At 64.2% G+C, this 17,256-nt stretch carries 17 protein-coding genes; 9 read left to right on the top strand and 8 right to left on the bottom strand.

The features are described 5' to 3' along the window. Nucleotides 1-2: 2 nt before the first annotated feature. The 5 genes from BLQ70_RS10130 to BLQ70_RS10110 form a co-directional block, all read right to left on the bottom strand. The gene (locus BLQ70_RS10130) at nucleotides 3-674 is read right to left on the bottom strand and encodes an amino acid ABC transporter permease (RefSeq protein WP_170843372.1); all 672 of its coding nucleotides are present in this window, start codon (nucleotides 672-674) and stop codon (nucleotides 3-5) included. A gap of 46 nt (nucleotides 675-720) precedes the next feature. After that, complete coding sequence (locus BLQ70_RS10125; protein ID WP_280140798.1) at nucleotides 721-1,482, bottom strand: amino acid ABC transporter ATP-binding protein; 762 nt, start codon at nucleotides 1,480-1,482, stop codon at nucleotides 721-723. A gap of 43 nt (nucleotides 1,483-1,525) precedes the next feature. Beyond that, nucleotides 1,526-2,320 (bottom strand): transporter substrate-binding domain-containing protein, encoded by a 795-nt coding sequence (locus BLQ70_RS10120; RefSeq protein ID WP_170843371.1) that lies wholly within the window; start codon nucleotides 2,318-2,320, stop codon nucleotides 1,526-1,528. A gap of 381 nt (nucleotides 2,321-2,701) precedes the next feature. Continuing rightward, nucleotides 2,702-3,607, bottom strand: coding sequence for a LysR substrate-binding domain-containing protein (locus BLQ70_RS10115; RefSeq protein WP_170843370.1), 906 nt, complete (start codon nucleotides 3,605-3,607; stop codon nucleotides 2,702-2,704). 368 nt (nucleotides 3,608-3,975) lie between these two features. Beyond that, a complete protein-coding gene (locus tag BLQ70_RS10110; protein ID WP_091856863.1) occupies nucleotides 3,976-4,881 on the bottom strand; it encodes a LysR substrate-binding domain-containing protein in 906 nt (301 codons plus the stop codon). Nucleotides 4,882-5,009: 128 nt separating this feature from the next. On the opposite strand from BLQ70_RS10110, the gene BLQ70_RS10105 reads away from it, so the two are divergent. The 8 genes from BLQ70_RS10105 (at nucleotide 5,010) to BLQ70_RS10070 (ending at nucleotide 13,238) form a co-directional block, all read left to right on the top strand. Then, nucleotides 5,010-5,858: an ABC transporter permease gene (locus BLQ70_RS10105; protein ID WP_170843369.1), complete on the top strand. Its 849-nt coding sequence runs from the start codon at nucleotides 5,010-5,012 to the stop codon at nucleotides 5,856-5,858. Beyond that, a complete protein-coding gene (locus BLQ70_RS10100) occupies nucleotides 5,855-6,907 on the top strand; it encodes an ABC transporter ATP-binding protein (protein ID WP_091856861.1) in 1,053 nt (350 codons plus the stop codon). Before BLQ70_RS10105 ends, BLQ70_RS10100 begins: the two co-directional genes overlap by 4 nt. Before the next feature lie 42 nt (nucleotides 6,908-6,949). Continuing rightward, the gene (locus BLQ70_RS10095; protein WP_091856860.1) at nucleotides 6,950-8,008 is read left to right on the top strand and encodes an ABC transporter substrate-binding protein; all 1,059 of its coding nucleotides are present in this window, start codon (nucleotides 6,950-6,952) and stop codon (nucleotides 8,006-8,008) included. After that, a complete protein-coding gene (locus tag BLQ70_RS10090; RefSeq protein ID WP_082617637.1) occupies nucleotides 8,005-8,892 on the top strand; it encodes an ABC transporter permease in 888 nt (295 codons plus the stop codon). The genes BLQ70_RS10095 and BLQ70_RS10090 overlap by 4 nt, the downstream gene beginning before the upstream one ends. Nucleotides 8,893-9,116: 224 nt before the next feature. Continuing rightward, nucleotides 9,117-9,704 carry an isochorismatase family protein gene (locus BLQ70_RS10085; RefSeq protein WP_162766371.1) on the top strand — a complete coding sequence of 196 codons (588 nt, stop codon included), beginning with the start codon at nucleotides 9,117-9,119 and terminating at the stop codon, nucleotides 9,702-9,704. Nucleotides 9,705-9,720: 16 nt separating this feature from the next. Beyond that, nucleotides 9,721-10,818: an alpha-hydroxy acid oxidase gene (locus BLQ70_RS10080; protein ID WP_091856858.1), complete on the top strand. Its 1,098-nt coding sequence runs from the start codon at nucleotides 9,721-9,723 to the stop codon at nucleotides 10,816-10,818. Further along, nucleotides 10,815-11,957 carry an NAD(P)/FAD-dependent oxidoreductase gene (locus tag BLQ70_RS10075; protein WP_091856857.1) on the top strand — a complete coding sequence of 381 codons (1,143 nt, stop codon included), beginning with the start codon at nucleotides 10,815-10,817 and terminating at the stop codon, nucleotides 11,955-11,957. The genes BLQ70_RS10080 and BLQ70_RS10075 overlap by 4 nt, the downstream gene beginning before the upstream one ends. A gap of 69 nt (nucleotides 11,958-12,026) precedes the next feature. After that, entirely contained in the window at nucleotides 12,027-13,238 is a 1,212-nt protein-coding gene (locus BLQ70_RS10070) for a M24 family metallopeptidase (protein WP_091856856.1), read from the top strand. Between the two features lie 124 nt (nucleotides 13,239-13,362). Here the strand turns inward: BLQ70_RS10070 and BLQ70_RS10065 are convergent, their stop codons facing one another. From BLQ70_RS10065 to BLQ70_RS10055, 3 genes are read right to left on the bottom strand one after another with little or no spacing between them, the layout of a single operon-like run. Further along, nucleotides 13,363-14,040, bottom strand: coding sequence for an ABC transporter ATP-binding protein (locus BLQ70_RS10065; RefSeq protein ID WP_091856855.1), 678 nt, complete (start codon nucleotides 14,038-14,040; stop codon nucleotides 13,363-13,365). Continuing rightward, nucleotides 14,037-15,284: an ABC transporter permease gene (locus BLQ70_RS10060; protein ID WP_091856854.1), complete on the bottom strand. Its 1,248-nt coding sequence runs from the start codon at nucleotides 15,282-15,284 to the stop codon at nucleotides 14,037-14,039. The genes BLQ70_RS10065 and BLQ70_RS10060 overlap by 4 nt, the downstream gene beginning before the upstream one ends. 3 nt (nucleotides 15,285-15,287) lie before the next feature. Then, nucleotides 15,288-16,307, bottom strand: a complete 1,020-nt coding sequence (locus tag BLQ70_RS10055; protein ID WP_091856853.1) for an efflux RND transporter periplasmic adaptor subunit — start codon at nucleotides 16,305-16,307, stop codon at nucleotides 15,288-15,290. A gap of 139 nt (nucleotides 16,308-16,446) precedes the next feature. Between BLQ70_RS10055 and BLQ70_RS10050 the strand changes: the two genes are divergently transcribed. After that, nucleotides 16,447-17,160, top strand: a complete 714-nt coding sequence (locus BLQ70_RS10050; RefSeq protein ID WP_091856852.1) for a TetR/AcrR family transcriptional regulator — start codon at nucleotides 16,447-16,449, stop codon at nucleotides 17,158-17,160. Nucleotides 17,161-17,256: the final 96 nt, after the last annotated feature.

The following is a 17,256-nucleotide window of genomic DNA, read 5'->3' as shown; positions in this document are numbered from 1 at the left end:
TCCTACCTGAAGTATTTCTCGCGGTACTTCTTCTCGAAGTATTCGGCGGCCAGGGTGAGCGGTACGATCGTTACGACGAACAGCACGGCGACGACGGTCAGCAGCTCGAGCGGCCTGAAGGTCCGCACGCTGATCTGCTGGCCTAAATAGAGGAGCTCGGGGACGGCGACGTAACCGGCCAGCGTCGTGTTCTTGAGCACCAGGATGCACTGGTTCACCAGCGGCGGGAAAATCCGTTGGAAAGCGAGCGGCGCGACGATCCGCTGAAAGACCTGTCCGCGGGTCATGCCGACCGATTGCGCAGCTTCGATATGGCCACGGTCGATCGACTGGATGCCGCCGCGGAAAATCTCGGCGAAGAAGGCCGAACTGTAGATGGACAGCGCAATCACCACGGTGGTGAAGCCCTCGAGCTTCAACCCGGTGATGATCGGCAGGCAGTAGTACATCCAGACCAGCAGAACGAGCACGGGCACCGCCCGGACGACCGAGATCATGGTCGAGATCACCGGATAGACGAACGGGACCTTGCTGCCGCGCAGCAGCGCCAGGACGAGGCCCAGGATCATGCTGGTGACGATCGTGATCGCAGCGAGCATGACGGTGTAGAGCAACCCCCTCAGCAGGACGGCTCGGTAGTCCCAGACGATCGCGAAGTTCCAGTCGTATTCCATCTGTCCCGCCCGTCTTGCGGCCGCGGCAAAGCCGCCGGCGTCGCGTTCAGCCGTAGTAGTTGCGGACGAATTCTTGCGTTCGGGCATTCGCTGTCGCACCGAAGATGTGCGAGGGGGGCCCGATATCCGCGATCCTGCCCTTGTCGAGAAAGACGACACGGTCGCAGACATCGCGGGCGAAGCGCATCTCGTGCGTCACGATGATCAACGTCATGCCGTCGTTGGCGAGCCCCTGGATCACGGCGAGGACCTCGTTGACGAGTTCCGGATCGAGCGCCGATGTCGGCTCGTCGAACAGGATGATCTGCGGCTCCAATGCCAGCGCGCGGGCGATGCCGACGCGCTGCTGCTGACCGCCCGACAGGCGGCTCGGATAGGAATCCGCCTTGTCCGCGAGGCCGACGCGGGCGAGTGCGGCAAGAGCCTTTGCCCTGGCCTTCTCGCGCTCGATCTTCTGGACGACGACAGGTCCCTCCATCACATTCTCCAGCGCCGTCTTGTGCGGCCAGAGATTGAAGTGCTGAAACACCATCGCCATCTTGCGGCGCTGCTGACTGAGTTCGGCCGAGGAGCGCGGCACATGCCTGTCGCCGACCTTCTTCACGCCGACGGTCTCGCCCTCGAGCAGAACCTCGCCCCGCGTCGGCGCCTCCATGTGGTTGATGCAGCGCAGAAGCGTCGACTTGCCCGAGCCGCTGGCCCCGATGAAGCCAACGATCTCACCGGCCTCCACGGTCAGGTCGATGCCCTTGAGAACCTCGAGCGCGCCATAGGACTTGTGAACGTCGCGGATCGCCAGCAGCGTCAAAGACCGATCTCCTCTTCACTGTCCCGGACGGCCGGGAGCAACCTCATTTCGAGGGGTTGAGGAACTTGGCGCGGATGCCGGGGATCGTGCCGTCAGCGATCAGCGCGCCGAGCGAGACGTTGAGCCATTCCTGGAAATCGTGCTCGCCCTTGCGCAGGGCGAATGTCGAGTTCTGGCCGATCTCGGGCTTGGGATAGCCGACATGCACATTCTTGCGGGCCTGGCCATAGCGCGAGAGGCTCGACTCCGTGCTGGCGAAATAGTCGACCCGACCGCTTTCGAGTTCGAGGATCGCGGCATCTTCCGTCTTCACGGCGACATAGGTCGCCTTGGGGATCAGGCGCTGGACCATGCGCATCGTCGCCGAACCGTCGGCCAGCGAGATCCGCACCTCCGGCTTGTTCAGGTCGGCCCAATTCGCGGCCGCAGCCTGTTTCTCGGCCGTCGCCGCCGCGAGCCCGACGCCGACGCGCGCGACCGGGATGGTAAAGCCGACGGCGAGCGCACGCTCCGGCGTGGCCGAATAGCCGCCGATCAGATCGAACCGGCCGGACTGCAGCCCGGCAGCAGCGGTGCCCCATTCGGTCGGCACATACTCGACTTTGACGCCGATGGCTCCGAACAGAGCCTCGACCGTCTCGGGAAAGATGCCTTCCCATTTGCTGCTCGCCAGGTCCTGCCGATAGGACGGAAACGCCTCGACCGCGCCGACGCGCACGACCTTCTGCGAGAGGATGCGAGCCATGTCCTTGCCGCCATCCTGAGCGGCGGCTGGAAGGGCCAGCGTCGAGATGGCCATGGTGGTCGCGACGGCAAGTTTCGTGATGAACCCGAACATTCCATCAATCCCCGATTTTTGCGCCGCCTTTGGCGGTCGATAGAATAGTGTACGGTGCATCGCGTCACCGCAGTGACGCGCCCGGCAGCGTTGCTTCGTTCACCCTGGCCGCAAGGCATGCCAAGGCGATCGCGAAGTCGTCAACTCGCGCACATCAAGGTATTTCCGTTTCATGCCCCGGATAAACCTTTAACTTGTTCGAGAATTTGACCTCAAGATCTCGATGAAATCGCCGAATTTCGATTTCGAGAGCCATGATATTCGGTCAAGCGTGGCGCACTTGTCCATCGCGACGTTGGTTATGGATCATGGCCTCTGGTTATGGTCGAGGATCGCTGCACCGCCCAAAGATCGCGGGGTGCGGCCTTGAGCGCTGCGCAGCTAGGCGCCGCTGCCGAAGCTCTGCAACTGAGCGCGCATGGTCGCCCGCATCGCGGCAATAAGCGTCTGGACGTTGCGCCCTTGCGGTGCCCCATCGATCCAGATCGCATGGTACTCGAACCGGATTTCCGGCTCGAACGGGCGCAGCACGAGGCCTTGTCCGAGCCATGGCCGCGCGGAAAAGCAGTCGGCAAATGTGATGCCGATGCCAGCCCGCGCCATAGCTGCCGCGCCGATGATCAGCGGCATCTCGGCCACTTCCTTCGGCTTCACGGATGCCGCCGCCAGCACCTGGTCGATCTTCTGCTGCTGCCCTTCATGCCGCGAGATCGAAATGAAGCGTTCTCCCTGCAGATCCGTTGGGTTGATGATCGCCTTCGCTGCGAGCGGATGCTCGGTGGATATGGCGCACATAACGCGGCTTCGCGCGATGAGCTGGCTTCGCACGCCCGGCGTCCGGCGAAAGCTCATGGCGAAGCCGACATCGGCATTGCGGGAGGTCACCATGGCGAGAACGCCGCCGGCATCGCGCGTCGTGACGAAGAGCTGGGCATCGACACCCGCGAGCCAGTCGGCTGCGGCGAACGGCAGAATCTCCTGGGCGATCATCGGGATGGCGGCGACGACGGTACGTGGAGGGCCGTCGCTGCGCAGACGCCCCACCAGGCGATTGATTTCTTCCATGCCGACGAACAGCCGTTCCGCTTCCTCGAACAGGCGAACGGCCCGTTCGGTCGGAACCAGGCGGTTCTGGACGCGGCTGAACAGGGGGAAGCCGCACAACTCCTCTCCCTGTGCGATGAGCTTGCTGGCTCCTGGCTGGGTCAGTCCGAGCAAATGCGCGGCGCCGGTGATGCTCCCGGCGCGCATGACAGCCCTGAACACCTCAAGATGCCGATGTTTCACGCTCCCTCCATCCGTAGACGGCGTGTCTAAGGCATCAACAGGCATATGAAGCTACTAAGTTTTGCCGAATCCAGCGCGACAGACTGGAAGTTGTTCGAAACGCCCGTGAGACGCTGTGTCTTGAGTTGGATACCCATGGCGCCGCTGACGGTGCCCCCCTGCGGCCTTGACCATCCGGCTTTATGCCGGCCCAGGCGTCGTAAAGGATCTGAACATTCTCATCGTACTGCCAGCGGCCGCCCCCCTGCAGCGGCGCCCTCCAGAGCTGGCTACGTCCGCTCATGGTCGTCTCTCGATGTCTGTCGGCTGAGCGGCGTGAACCTGCCCATCTGCGCCCGAGGTTCTTCTGAATCTCCTTCAACACCCATTCAAGGGTGCGAAAGATTCCATCGTTCCAGGCAGTCTCGGAGATGGCTCAAGAAACTCTCGCGAACGGAGGAAGGAGGCTTCATCCGCGGACGCAGCAGTTTGATGTCCAGTACCACCTCGGGCCTGAAGGGTTTGATCACCAGATCACGATTGACGGAGGCCCGAGCCGTCATCGGCGCCACGACCGTCACCGCATTGCTGCATCGCACGAATTCACAGGCCGCCATCCCGAACTGGGTACTCGTCACCATCTTCCGCGCGATGTTTTCCTGCTCGAAAGCGCGATCCACCAGCTGTCGCACCCGATCGGTCTCTCCAAGCGAGATAAAGGCCTCGCCTTCGAGATCCCGGGGGACGATCACATCCTTGCCGGCGAGCCGGTGTCCTGATGGCAGGACGCAGACGGCCCGGCACTGCATGAGCGTCTCGGTCTGAACGGCAGGGCTGTCGGAGGCCAGCATGCTGATCGCGATATCCAGTTGCTGGGTGTGAGCGAGATCGAGAAGCTTCGGCGAGGTCTGCACATGCAGATGCACGCTGGTCTCGGGGCTGGTCTTCTGAAAGCTCGCAATGATCTCCGGCAGCAGCGTAAGTCCGAATGTGGCGATAGTCCCGATGGTGAGATGACCGCGGCGGGTGTTCTTGAGGTCCGCGGATACGCGACGCAGCCGCTCCATGCCGTTGAGGATCGCATCCACCTCCGCCAGGAAGATATGAGCCTCGGCCGTCGGCGAAAGCCGCTTCTTGTCACGCCTGAACAAGGGAAAGCCGACATCGCCCTCCAGCCCCGCGATGAGCTTGCTCACAGCCGGCTGTGACAGGTGCAGCACCCGGCTCGCACGAGAGATGCCGCCGGCGCGCATGACCGCGGAGAAGGCCTGAAGCTGGCGGGGGTTCATCGACATCGAGCAGTTGCCCCTTTGGAGACCCGATCTCCGAGCAAAATCATTCCCACTCGTTATCAACTCGGTCAAACAAATAATTTGACGCGATGTTTTATCCCGTCCACGCTATAGCCCAACAGGGGATAAAGATGTCGGATACGGCGCCCAGCGCATCGTCGCTCGGATTGACAGAAAAACTGGAATGGTTGGCGCGACCCGGAGCAACGGCTCTGGTTGTTTCCGGTCTAATTACAGTTTTCGCGCCCCTGATCTTGACGGTTTACGTCAGTTTTTTCGACGATAAGGTCATTGTCTTCCCTCCTCAGGGATATTCATTGGCGTGGTATGGATCGAGCATTCCTCAATTCATTTCTCCGCTTCTGACCAGCCTGAAGCTTGCATTGCTGGCGGGCGGGTTGAGCCTGCTGTTCGGGGTCCCAGCCGGCATAGCCCTGTCGCGCTACCGGAATAGAGGCACGCAAGGGATCGGAACGCTGCTTCTGGCGCCGTTGACCATTCCCGGAATCGCGATCGGCCTCGCGATCTACGTGTTCGCGATCACCGTGGAGTTGCGCACGGAATTGCCTCTTGCCGGCAGCATGGCCCTGCTCGTCCTGGCCCATGTTCTGATCACGATCCCATGGGTCATCCGGATCTGCCTTGCCAGCCTGACGAACCATGATCGCGTGACCGAGGAGGCGGCCGCCAGCCTGGGAGCCTCGCCGCCCCGCGTGATCTGGCGCGTGACGCTTCCCGCCATGCGCAACGGCATCGTCGCCTCCGGCTTCTTCGCCTTCATCATCAGTTTCGAAAATCTGGAGATCAGCTTGTTTCTCGTCAGCCCCGGCATGTCGACCTTGCCGATCGCGATCCTGCAATATCTGGAATATCGGCTGGATCCGCTGATCGCGGCGATCTCCGTCCTGCAGATCGTCGGCATCGGCGCCATCCTGTTCGCACTCGGCAATTTCGCCAATCTCGGGCGGGTTGCGCGATGAGCACGCTCGACATCGAAAACGTCTCGAAATTCTACGGCACGATGGCAGCCGTCGATCAGTTCTCGCTCAATGTGCGGGCGGGCGAGATGGTTGCGCTTCTGGGCCCGTCCGGATGCGGCAAGACCACGACGCTGCGGATGATCGCCGGTTTCGTCGCGGCGAGCCGCGGCGACATCAAGGTGTCCGGCAGAAGCATCGTCGATCTGCCGCCGCATAAGCGGAATATGGGCATCGTCTTCCAGAACTACGCGCTGTTCCCGCATCTCACGGCAGCGGCCAATATCGGTTTCGGCCTCGAGATGCGCGGCATCGGGCGGGCGGAAGCGTCCAGGCGCGTCGACGAGATGCTCGCTCTGGTCAAGCTGGACGGGCTCGCAGACCGCCTGCCGCGGCAATTGTCCGGCGGGCAGCAGCAGCGCGTGGCCCTGGCGCGGGCGCTCGCCATTCGCCCCGACATCGTCCTGCTCGACGAGCCGTTGTCGAACCTCGACGCCTCCCTCAGGTCGGAGGTCGCTCGCGATATCCGCATCCTGCAGCGCGAGCATGGGTTCACCACCATCATGGTCACCCATGATCAGGACGAGGCCATGGCCATGGGCGATCGGCTCGTCGTGATGAAGGACGGTCGCATCCAGCAGACTGGCGATCAGGAAGATCTCTACGAGCGACCGGAAACGGCCTTCGTCGCGAGCTTCATCGGCCGCAGCAACCTGATCGAAGGCCATGTCGACGGGCAGCGCAACTTCGCCTTCGGAGGGGAACAGCCGCTCCTCCTCTCGTCCGACCGTCGCTCCGGCCCGGCGACGATGGCGCTGCGTCCCGAACGGCTGGCCCTGCGCGCGGGCCGGGAGGCGGGCAAGCTCACGGGGACGGTCGTGGTCGGCGTCTATCTCGGCGCGGTCGTGGAGCATGCGGTGCAGATCGCACCCGACAAGCGCATCGTCGTTCGCCAGGCTTCGGAGCCCGGCAACCGCCTGTGCCTGCCGCCGGGATCGGAAGTCTCGATCGATTGGGACGGCAGCGCGGAGCGCGTCTTCGAAGCCTCGTAAACTTCAAAAAGCAACCGTCGCGAGCAACTACAGGGGACTGCCATGATCAAGAATACGACGTTCGATCGCATCTCCCGGCGAAACTTCATCGCAGGCGCATCGGCAGGAGCGGTCGCCGTACCGTTCGCGGGCCAGAGTTTCGCGCAATCGGGCGGCTCAGTCACGGTCGGGACCTGGGGCGGCGACTATGGCAGGCTGCTGCGGGAGAATGTCGATCCGATTATGGCGGACAAAGCCGTCAGGGTCGTCCAGGATGTCGGCGATTCCGATACCCGCATGGCCAAGACGATCGCCCAGCGCATCCTGCCGCGCGGTGCGGTGGATGTTCAGTGCTTCGACAACGTAAAGGCACAGGCCCTGCGCAACGCCGATGCCCTGTTGCCGATCGATCCGGCCAAGCTGCCGAGCTGGAATGCGATCCGCCCCGAGGCGCGAGACCCCTACATCGTTCCCCACATCGTCAGCGCACAGGTCATCATTTACGATCCCGAGCAGGTTGACGAGCCGCCGACGGATCTCGATGCGCTTCTGAGCCCGAAATACAAGGGCAAGGTCGGCGCCATCATCGCCAACTATTATGCGTTCCTGATGGCCGGCGCCCTGTATCGCGGCGGCTCGCTCGACGATTACGAGGCCGGAAAGAGCTATCTCAAGGACGTCAACGCCAACGGGCTGCGCCTCTATGCCCAGCCGGAAGCATTTACCCAAGCCTTCAAGTCCAAGGAGATCGCCATCGCGGTCATCTGGCAGGCCCGCTCGATCATGTGGCAGAACGCCGGTGTCCGGATCGAGTCGGCCTGGCCGAAGAGCGGCGCGATGCTCTACGTCTCTGGCTTGGTCATCCCCAAGAATGCCCAAAACAAGGACGCGGCCTACGCCTATATCGAGGCCGCGCTGCAGCCCAAGGCGCAGCAGGGCTTTGCCGAGAACATGGGCTACATGCCCTCGATAGCGAACGCCAACCTGCCTCCCAATCTGGCCAAGCGGCTGGAACTGCCGCCGGATGCGCCGAAACTGGTCTCCCCAGATCTCGACAAGCTCGCCCGCGAGCTTCCGGCAATGAGCGACTGGTGGAAGAAGAACATCGAGTACAAGGGATGACCCTGGCCGCAGCCACGCCCTTGCCTTCCGACCGGCGCGAGAAGGGACATCTCGCGGCCGCCAGCGCATTGCTGACACCGGCCACGGCCGTCGTGGCAGTGATGCTGGTGGCGCCGCTGCTGTTGCTGCTCCGCATGAGCTTCAACCGCTTCGATCCGACAAAGCTCATGGTCGAGGCTGCGACCGCGGAGAACTACACGCGCTTCTTCGGCGACGCCTACTATACCGACGTCATGATCACCACCGTGGTCGTGGCGTTGAGCTCGACGGCGTTCTGTCTGCTCTTCGGCTTTCCAATCGCGTATCGGCTGGCCCGCTGGCAGAGCCGGTGGAAGAACGCGGTGATGCTGCTGATGGTGCTGCCGCTCTTCGTCAGCAGCACCGTCCGTTCCATCGGCTGGATGGTTCTGTTCTCGCATGGCGGCGTCATCAACCTTGCCGCCACCAGCTTGGGCCTGGGCACGATGACGCTGATGCAGACGACCACGGGCGTCATCATCGGCATCATCTCCATCAACCTGCCCTACATGATCCTGACGCTGCAGAGCGTCGTCGAGGGAATCGACGAGAACCTGGAGCAAGCCGCCGAGAGCCTCGGAGCCGCGCCGGCCCGCGCCTTCTGGCGGATCGTCTGGCCCATGGCGTTGCCGGGGACGATGATCGCCGCAGTGCTCTGCTTCATCCTCGCGATGAACGCATTCGCGACGCCGGTGCTGATCGGCGGGCCGCGCTTCCACATGATGGCGCCGCTGCTCTACTGGGAGTTTACGGCGAACAACAACTGGCCCTTCGCCTCGGCTCTCGCTTTGATCCTGATGACGACGACGCTCGTCATGACCGTTCTCGCCAACAAGCTGATCCTCGGACGCCAGGCACGCGCATGAGCCCCGCCCGTGCCCCCGACCGAGCAGAGTTTCGAGCCATGATCTCGTGCCTCGACAGCCATTGCCGCGCTCCTCCCACCCGGCGCGATTGACGCCGAACCACTGCAGCAAAGCCCCCTACCACCCGGATTTTCGAAGCCTGCCGGCGCGGGATTGCGAGCCTGTGCCCGACGATGCTGCGGCAGCGATGTGCTCCGCCATCCCAATTCAGAAAGAGCCGATCCATGACCGACACCCTGTTCGACGCAAAAACCACCGCCCTCGTTTCCATCGACATGCAGACTTCCGTCGCGCATCACGCGGCCGCGCCGCACAGCGCGACCGAGGTCGTCGCCCGCATTGCGTCGATGATCGAACCTGCGCGGGCGGCGGGTGCCCTGCCCGTCTTCGTGCGCACGACCTTCCTGCCCGACGAGTCGGACAATCTGGGCCCCAACCTCGACGTCAAGCGGCCCCGCTACCCGCACCGCATCGAGAACTGGGATCAGCTCGTCCCGGAGATGGACAGGCGCATCAACGAGCCGGTCGTGAACAAGAAGAGCTTTAACGCCTTCTACGGCTCCGACCTCGACCTGCAGCTTCGGCGGCGTGGGATCAAGACGATCGTGCTGGCCGGGATCTCGACCAATTTCGGCGTCGAGGGCACCGGCCGGAATGCCTATGATCACGGCTACGACGTGATCTTCGTGCGCGACGCCATGGCCGCCGGCACTGCCGAGGCCCACGAGGCCTCTCTCAAATACGTCTTCCCCTATATCGGCCGCGTCCGCTCGACCGACGAGATCATCGCCGCCTTCAAGGCGCAGGCCTGAGACGAAAGTCACCATCATGAGCAAGCCCGAGCAGCGGCTGGACGACCGCTACCGCACCGATGAGAAGTACACGACGCTTCGCGGCATCCATGCGCAGGCGCGGCGGCAGCTTTCGGAGATCGACTGGAATTATCTGAATTGTGGAACCGGCGACGAGGTCACGCGCGAGGAGAACACCAGCGTCTTCGACCGGATCAGGTTCGATACGCCGTTGTTCGCCGGGATATCCAACCCGGATACGCGAACGAACCTGCTGGGGCACGACCTGAGCTTCCCGGCGCTGATCGCGCCTTTCGGCGGCGAAGCCGTGTTCCATCCCGACGGCCATTGCGCCATCGGGCGGGCGGCCGAGGCCGCCGGTATCAAGCAGATGGTGCCGGCGGCGTCCTCGTTTCACCTGGAAGAGGTGGCGCAGGCGTCAGGCGTGGCCAAGATTTTCCAGATGACCTTCGTCGGCGATCCGGAAGGCGTCCTGCAGATGATCGGCCGCGCCAGGGCGGCCGGCTACACCCATGTCTGCGCCACCTATTCGCCGATCCGTCAATGGCGCGAACGCATGATGGAGGACCGCTTCTCCCCGCGCGGCGAGAAGGGGCCGTCGAATTTCGGCCCAGGCCTGTCCGATCCGGCAAATCTGGTCGAGTTGCTCGATTTTGCCGAGCCGCGCTGGGGTTGGAAGCAAGCCGCCGACGTTATCGCCCGCAGCCCGCTTCCCTGTATCGTCAAGGGCGTCCAGAGCGTCGCCGACGCGCAGGCGGCGCTCGATGCGGGAGCCGTCGCGCTCTATGTCTCCAACTACGGAGGCCGGTCCATCGATCGCACCCTGACGACACTGGAGATATTGCCTCATATTCGCGCCGCGGTCGGAGCCGAGGTTCCGATCATCTTCGACTCCGGAGTGCGTCGAGGCAGCGATATCGCCACCGCCATAGCGCTGGGTGCCAATGCCGTCGCTCTGGGACGCCTCGTCGCGTTCGGCCTGGCGGCAGATGGCGAGTACGGAGTACGACGCACGCTGGAACTCGTGAAACGCGAATTCTGGACGACCCTCGGCCATCTCGGCTGCTCCAGCGTCGCCGATCTGTCTCCCCGAATTTTCAGCAGGTCGCCATGAAAATCATCGTCATCGGCGCTGGGGCGATCGGCGCGAACATCGCTTACAGGCTGGCCGTCGGCAAAGCCGATGTCGTCGTCGTGGACGCTGCGCGTCCCGCATCCGGCACAAGCGCTGCCTCGATCGCCTATCTGTCGACCTTTCCGCAGGCGAGTTGGGACGAGGATCCCGGCCGCGCTCGCCTCAGGCTCCAGCTCAACGACACCTTCGACCAGCTCCAACAGGAAATCGGCCCGGGATGGCTGCACTGGACCGGCACCTTGACCTGGGGCCTGCCGGAGGAGCGGGCCAAGATCGCGCGCGACCTCGCCATCTGCCGCGAGCGCGGGCTCGACCTCAAGATGCTCGATGGTGGCAAGGCGCGCGGCATGGCGCCCGGCGTTCTGTTCGCTGACGACGACGAGGTCGTCTACGAGGCGCGCTCCGGCTGGGTCGATGCCCCCGCCATGGTAGCGACATTGCTCGATCATGTCCGAAAACTGGGTGGCTCGGTGCTGACCGACCAGCCGGTCTGCGCGGTCCTGCGGCAGGCTGGCAAGGTTACCGGCGTCCTGCTTCGCGACGGCTCCGAGATCGCTGCCGACGCGGTGATCAATGCCGCAGGCAGTTGGGGCAGCCACATCGCCGCACTGGCCGGCGCGACTCTGCCCCTCGAACTCGTTCCCGGCCTTGTGGTTTATACCGAGGCCATCCCTGGCCTACCCAGGCAGATCATCGGCGCACCGACCTGGATGAGCCGGCCGGATCCCGAAGGCGGGTTGGCCATTCATTGGCGCGGAGAGGCCCTCACCAGCGTCCACGGTGCCAACGGCCCATCCCCACAGGGCATCCTGGAGGATGTTGCGGAGCTCATACCCGCGCTGGCGGGCACCGCCGTCGCCGCCAGCCGCATCGGCATCCGTGCCATTCCTCACGGAGGCCCGGTCATCGGCGAACTGCCCTGGCTGCCCGGCTTCTACTTTGCCGTTTCCCATGGTGGGGTCGGCTGGGGGCCGATGTGGGGCCGGCTCGCCGCGCGTGAGCTTCTTGAGCGGGAGATCGTGCCGGAGTTGAACGCGATGCGGCCGGCTCGCTTCTATATTCAGAAGGCTTCGTTCGGACGCTTCGCCGACGATGCTGAACAGCGCACGGACGCTTAGTATCGATCAAGTTCACTGGCCGCTGAGCACCTGTGCCTTTGAAGGCAATCACGTTGAAAGAGGTATGTCATGACGATCGGGGTAGGCGGATCATCCTTCGAAGAAGAGCTCGCCAGGCTCAGTCCACCGACGAGCCGCAGCGTTGCGATCGGGCTGGACGAGTATCGCGCACGGATCGCAAAGGCCCAGAAGCTGCTGCGAGACGGAGGGCATCAGGCGCTCTATCTCGATACCTCGACCAGCCTGCGTTACTTCACGGGCATCGACCTTGCCCTGACCGAACGCTTGCACGGGGCGATCGTCCCCGCCGAAGGCGAGGTCGTCTACCTGAGCCCCGCTTTCGAGGAGCCCAAGACGCGGGAATACATGCTGTTCGGCGACGACGTGCGCTGCTGGGAAGAGCATGAGGACCCTGCTGCCCTGGTCGTCGATACGATACGCAGCCTGGGCTACGAGAGCGGCTCGGTGGCGCTCGATCCGCAGACCCCCTTCTATATCGCTGAAGGCCTGCGCAAGGCGGGCAACCGCTTTTCCTTCACCAGCGGGCAGCCGATCACCGCCGCCTGCCGGCAGCTGAAATCGGCAGCCGAGATTGCCCTGATCCAGCAGGCCATGGACATCACCATGGAAGTTCACCGTGCGGTCGCCCGCGCCTTGAAGGTCGGCGTGACGACGACCGAGACCCTGGACTTTCTGGCGCGCGCCCATCGCAAGCTGGGCCGGGACTGGTCCAGCAATCACGCGCAATTCGGCGAAGCTACGGCTTATCCGCACGGCGTACCCTACCCGCAGACGCTGAACGACGGCGACATGGTTCTCATCGACATGGGGACGAAGCTGGAAGGCTATCGTTCGGACATCACCAGAACCTATGTGTTCGGAGAGCCGACCGAACGGCAGCGCGAGATCTGGAACCTTGAAAAGGCAGCCCAGTTGGCGGGGTTTGCCGCGGCCCGCCTTGGCGCACCTTGCGAGGCGATCGACCAGGCGGCGCGCGGAGTGATCGAGGCGGCAGGTTACGGGCCCGGTTACAAGGTTCCCGGGTTGCCGCATCGCACGGGGCATGGGCTCGGCCTGGACGTTCACGAAGAGGCCTATATCGTGAAGGGCAACAGGACGCCGCTTCAGCCTGGCATGTGCTTCTCGATCGAGCCCATGATGTGCATCTACGGCGAGTTTGGAGTGAGGCTGGAGGATATCGTCTACATGTCTGATGATGGCGCGAAGTGGTTTACCCAGCCCTCGCATTCCGTCGACGACCCCTTCGGCTACGAGGCCTGACCGCCACAGAATGCTCCCTCGATCCGGGCCGAAATCAGCCTGATCGCTGCGTCGCGGGCTTTCGGCCCATGCCGTGAAGTTGCGCGCGAAGAGAGCCACCATGCGATAGCTTCCAGGTGATATCTCAGCTCTCGCACAGCCGCCCGTCGACCAGGTGAACGCGCCGGCTCGCCTTCGCTGCCATCTCGGTATCGTGGGTCACGGCGATCACTGTCTTGCCGCGCTCGCGCACCAGCTCATCGAGGATCGCGAAGACCTGCGCGGAATTCCTGCTGTCGAGACTGCCGGTTGGCTCGTCGGCGAGGATCAATGGCGGATCATTGGCGAGCGAACGGGCGACAGCGACGCGCTGTCGCTGGCCGCCCGAGAGCTGGTCGGGCCGCTTGTCGAGATGGTCGGCGAGACCGAGCGCCGTCAGCAGTTCCGTCGAACGGTCGCGCATGGCAGCAGCGCCGAGCTTGCCCAGCCGGCGCATCGGAATCTCCACGTTCTCGCGGACGGTGAATTCCGGCAGCAGGAAGTGGAACTGGAAGACGAAGCCGAGCGTCGCCAGCTGGATCGCGGCGCGCTCGCGTTCGCTGAGCCCGGCGGTGTCCCTGCCCTCGATAGCGAGCGAGCCGCCGCTCGGCTTGTCGAGCAGCCCGAGCAGATAGAGCAATGAGGATTTGCCTGAACCGGAGGGGCCGGTGATGGCGACGAACTCGCCCTCCCCGATCGCGAGCGTGATGTCCTGGACCAGCGTCACCGGTACGGCGGCGGGCAGGACGCGGGTCAGCCCCTTCGTTTCAATCAGCGCGCTCACGTGGCGCCCCGGATGATGTCGACCGGATTGAGCCGTGCCGCCTGTCTTGCCGGCAGGTAGCCGGCGACACCGGCCGAGACCAGCGCGAAGCCGGCCGCGATCAGATAGTGCCAGATACTCCAGGCCAGCGGCAGGCGCGTGATCTCCTGGGCGACGCTGGCACCTGACAATTCGAAGCGAACCAGCGAGAGCGCAAAGCAGAGCGAGAAACCGAACGCCCAGCCGATCAGCGAGCCGCCAGCGCCGAGCGCCACTCCTTCGAGGAGGAAGAGACGGCGCATATCGGTCTCGGTGAAGCCGAGCGACTTCAGGATGGCGATGTCGCGCGCCTTCTCATGGGTAATGGTCGAGATGATGTTGAAGATGCCGAAGCCGGCCACCAGCAGGATCGCGCCGACGACCGTGTACATGATGACGTTGCGGATCACGAGCGCCTGCAACAGCGACTCGTTCGCCTCCTGCCATGCCATCGCCTTGTAGCCGATCTGCGCCTCGGCCCGCCGCGCCACCTGCGGCGCGGCGGTGGGGTCGTCGAGCTTCAGCCTGATCTCGTTGATCGCATTCGGGCGCTCGCTGAGGATCTGGGCGTTCTTGAGCAGGACATAGCCCTCGCCCTCATCGCGCGCCGTGGTGCCGGTGTGGAACAGGCCGACGATCTTGAAGGCGCGGCTCTGGCCTGTGGAGGAGACGACGGTGACGGTGGTGCCGAGTTCGGCGCCGAGGCGCTGCGCCAGCCTGTCGCCGACGACGATGTTGTTGCCGCCGGCGATCAGCGAGGTGAAGCTGCCCTGGCGGAAATCCTTGGCGAGCGAGGAGACCTTCATCTCCGCCTGCGGCTCGATGCCGATGATGGCGATGCCGACATCGCGGCCGGAATAGCGCACCACGCCTTGCGTCTTCAGGCTGAGCGCCAATCGCCCGGGCACCCAGGCCCGCAGCATCGCGACCGCCTCGGTGGGGTTGAGGATGCCGCGCCGATCGTCCTTCGGCCGCAAGCCGGCGATGTGGACAGCGGCAAAGGCGTCCTGCGCCGGCTGGCGGCGGGCGTTGCGATATTCATCCGTGATGTCGACATGCGGCATGGTGTCGACCAGCCTCGCGACGAAATCATCCTCGCCGCCCTGCATCAGCGAGGCCATGGCGATCGAAAAGCCGACACCGAGCGCGACCCCGATGATCGCGACCAGGGTCTGCCGGCCGCGGCCGCGGATATGCGTCAGGGCCAGAGCGAGGATCAGCCGCATGGCTCAGCCTCCTTGCGGCCTGACACGGACGCCATCGCCGAGCTTGTCCGGAAAGGGCGTGATAACGCGAGCCTGATCCGGCAATCCGGAGAGGACCTCGACATCGCCGGTGCCGCGAATGCCGATCGCCAGTTCTCGGCGGCGGGCGCGATCGCCATCGAGAACGAAGACGGCGTTGCCCTGAACGGCGGCAACCGGCAGCAGCAGCGCCTGCTTCGCCACCCGCGCGATGATGTTGAGCTCGACCGTCATGCCGATCAGCAAGGACGTGTCGTCCGGCAAAGCAAGATAGACGCGATAGGTCTTGGCGACCGGATCGCCCTTGGGCGTGATGCTGTCGACGGTGGCTTCCAGCATTTTCCCCGGAAAGGCGTCGGCGCGTAGCAAAGCACGCTGGCCGGGCTTGACCTGGGGAATGTCCTCTTCGTTGACTTCGGCAACGACGCGCAGCGGCCTGGCTTCGCCGATCCAGAACAGCACGCTGCCGGGCTCGGCGATCTCGCCGACCTCGCCATCGCGGCGCAGCACGGTGCCGCGCATCGGGGCGCGCAGGACATAGTTCTCGAGGCGGGCGGTCTGGCCGGCGATCAGCGCCGAGGCTTGCCCCATCTCGCTGCGAGCGCGGTCGAGCGCCTGCTGGCTCGTCACATTGCGCTCGACCAGCACCGCCAACCGGTCGAGCTCGGCGGTGGCGAGCTTCTGGCGGGCCTTGAGCTCGGCCAAGGTCGCCTCGGCCTGGACGCTGTCGAGACGGGCGAGGACATGCCCCTGCTCCACGCGCTGGCCCTCGCAGTCGCAGCGCTCGACGATGCGCTCTCGCACGAGCGCTGTAACCTTGGCCCAGTTGCGCGGTTCGACGGTGCCGGTGGCGTAGACGATCTCGGCTGCATCGCCGCGCTTGGGTGCGACCGTTGCGACCGCGACCGGCTTGGTCAGGAGCCAGTAGGCGCCGCCAGCGACGATGATGGCCGAGGCGGCAAGGAGGAGACGAGAGAACTTCACGACATCCCTCGCAGGAGGCATCACGCTGACGCACCCCGCTCGCGATCATCGCAAGTCGGAAGCGTTGCGGCGGCAGCCTCTTACGCGCACAATCGCGAGAGACCGACCGTCGGTCATTCTACAGACCGACGGTCGGTCGTCAAGCAGAGGTAAGTCGCATATGCCCCGTATCGTGAAGTCCCCGGGTGATCGCAGGAACGAGATCCTCGACGGCGCGCAGGCGCTGTTTTTCGAGCGCGGCTACGAGCGGACCACGGTCAACGACGTGATCGCAAAGGTCGGCATCTCGAAGGGCGGCTTCTACCACCACTTCACGGCGAAGGAGGATTTGCTCGAAGGGATCACCGCCCGGCTGGCGCAGGATGCGGTCGCGCGTGTCCGCGATATCCTCGACGATCCGGGTCTCAGCGCGCTTGAGCGGCTGAACGTTTTCATGGCGCGCTCCCGCAGCATGAAGCTGGCGGATGCACCGAAATTCCGTGCCGCTTTCGACGTTGTCTTCCGGCCGGAGAACCTGCTGCTCTACCATCGGATCAATGCCGCCTCGATCGCGGTGATGCGACCGGTGCTGACCCGAATCATCGCACAGGGCACCGCCGAAGGCACCTTCACCGTGCCGGACCCCGAAGCCGCAGCGGAGATCGTCCTGCATCTCAACGCCAGCACCCACGATGCCGTCGCGCGAACGATTGATGCGATGGGGACCGCCGGGGAAGACGCTGCGATCGCGACGCTGGATCGACGCTTCCAATTCCAGGGTATCGCGATGGACCGTGTCCTCGGACTGCCGGACGGTAGTCTGGTTATCGTCGAACCCGGCTTCACACGGGCGGTGATGACGGCACGCCAGGTCGATCGTCGCGACCACACATAGACTGGGCGCCTGACGGATAGGCATGAATGCCTGCTTCCAGGCGATGCCCGAATCTCCGTAACTGGCGCGGTGCGGTACAAACCGCACCGCGCCACA

Origin of the sequence: Allobosea robiniae, assembly GCF_900102525.1 — a bacterium.
In the GTDB taxonomy this organism is placed as follows: domain Bacteria; phylum Pseudomonadota; class Alphaproteobacteria; order Rhizobiales; family Beijerinckiaceae; genus Allobosea; species Allobosea robiniae.
Note: the sequence above shows the minus strand (reverse complement) of the source record. Positions and strands in the feature narration are given on the sequence as shown.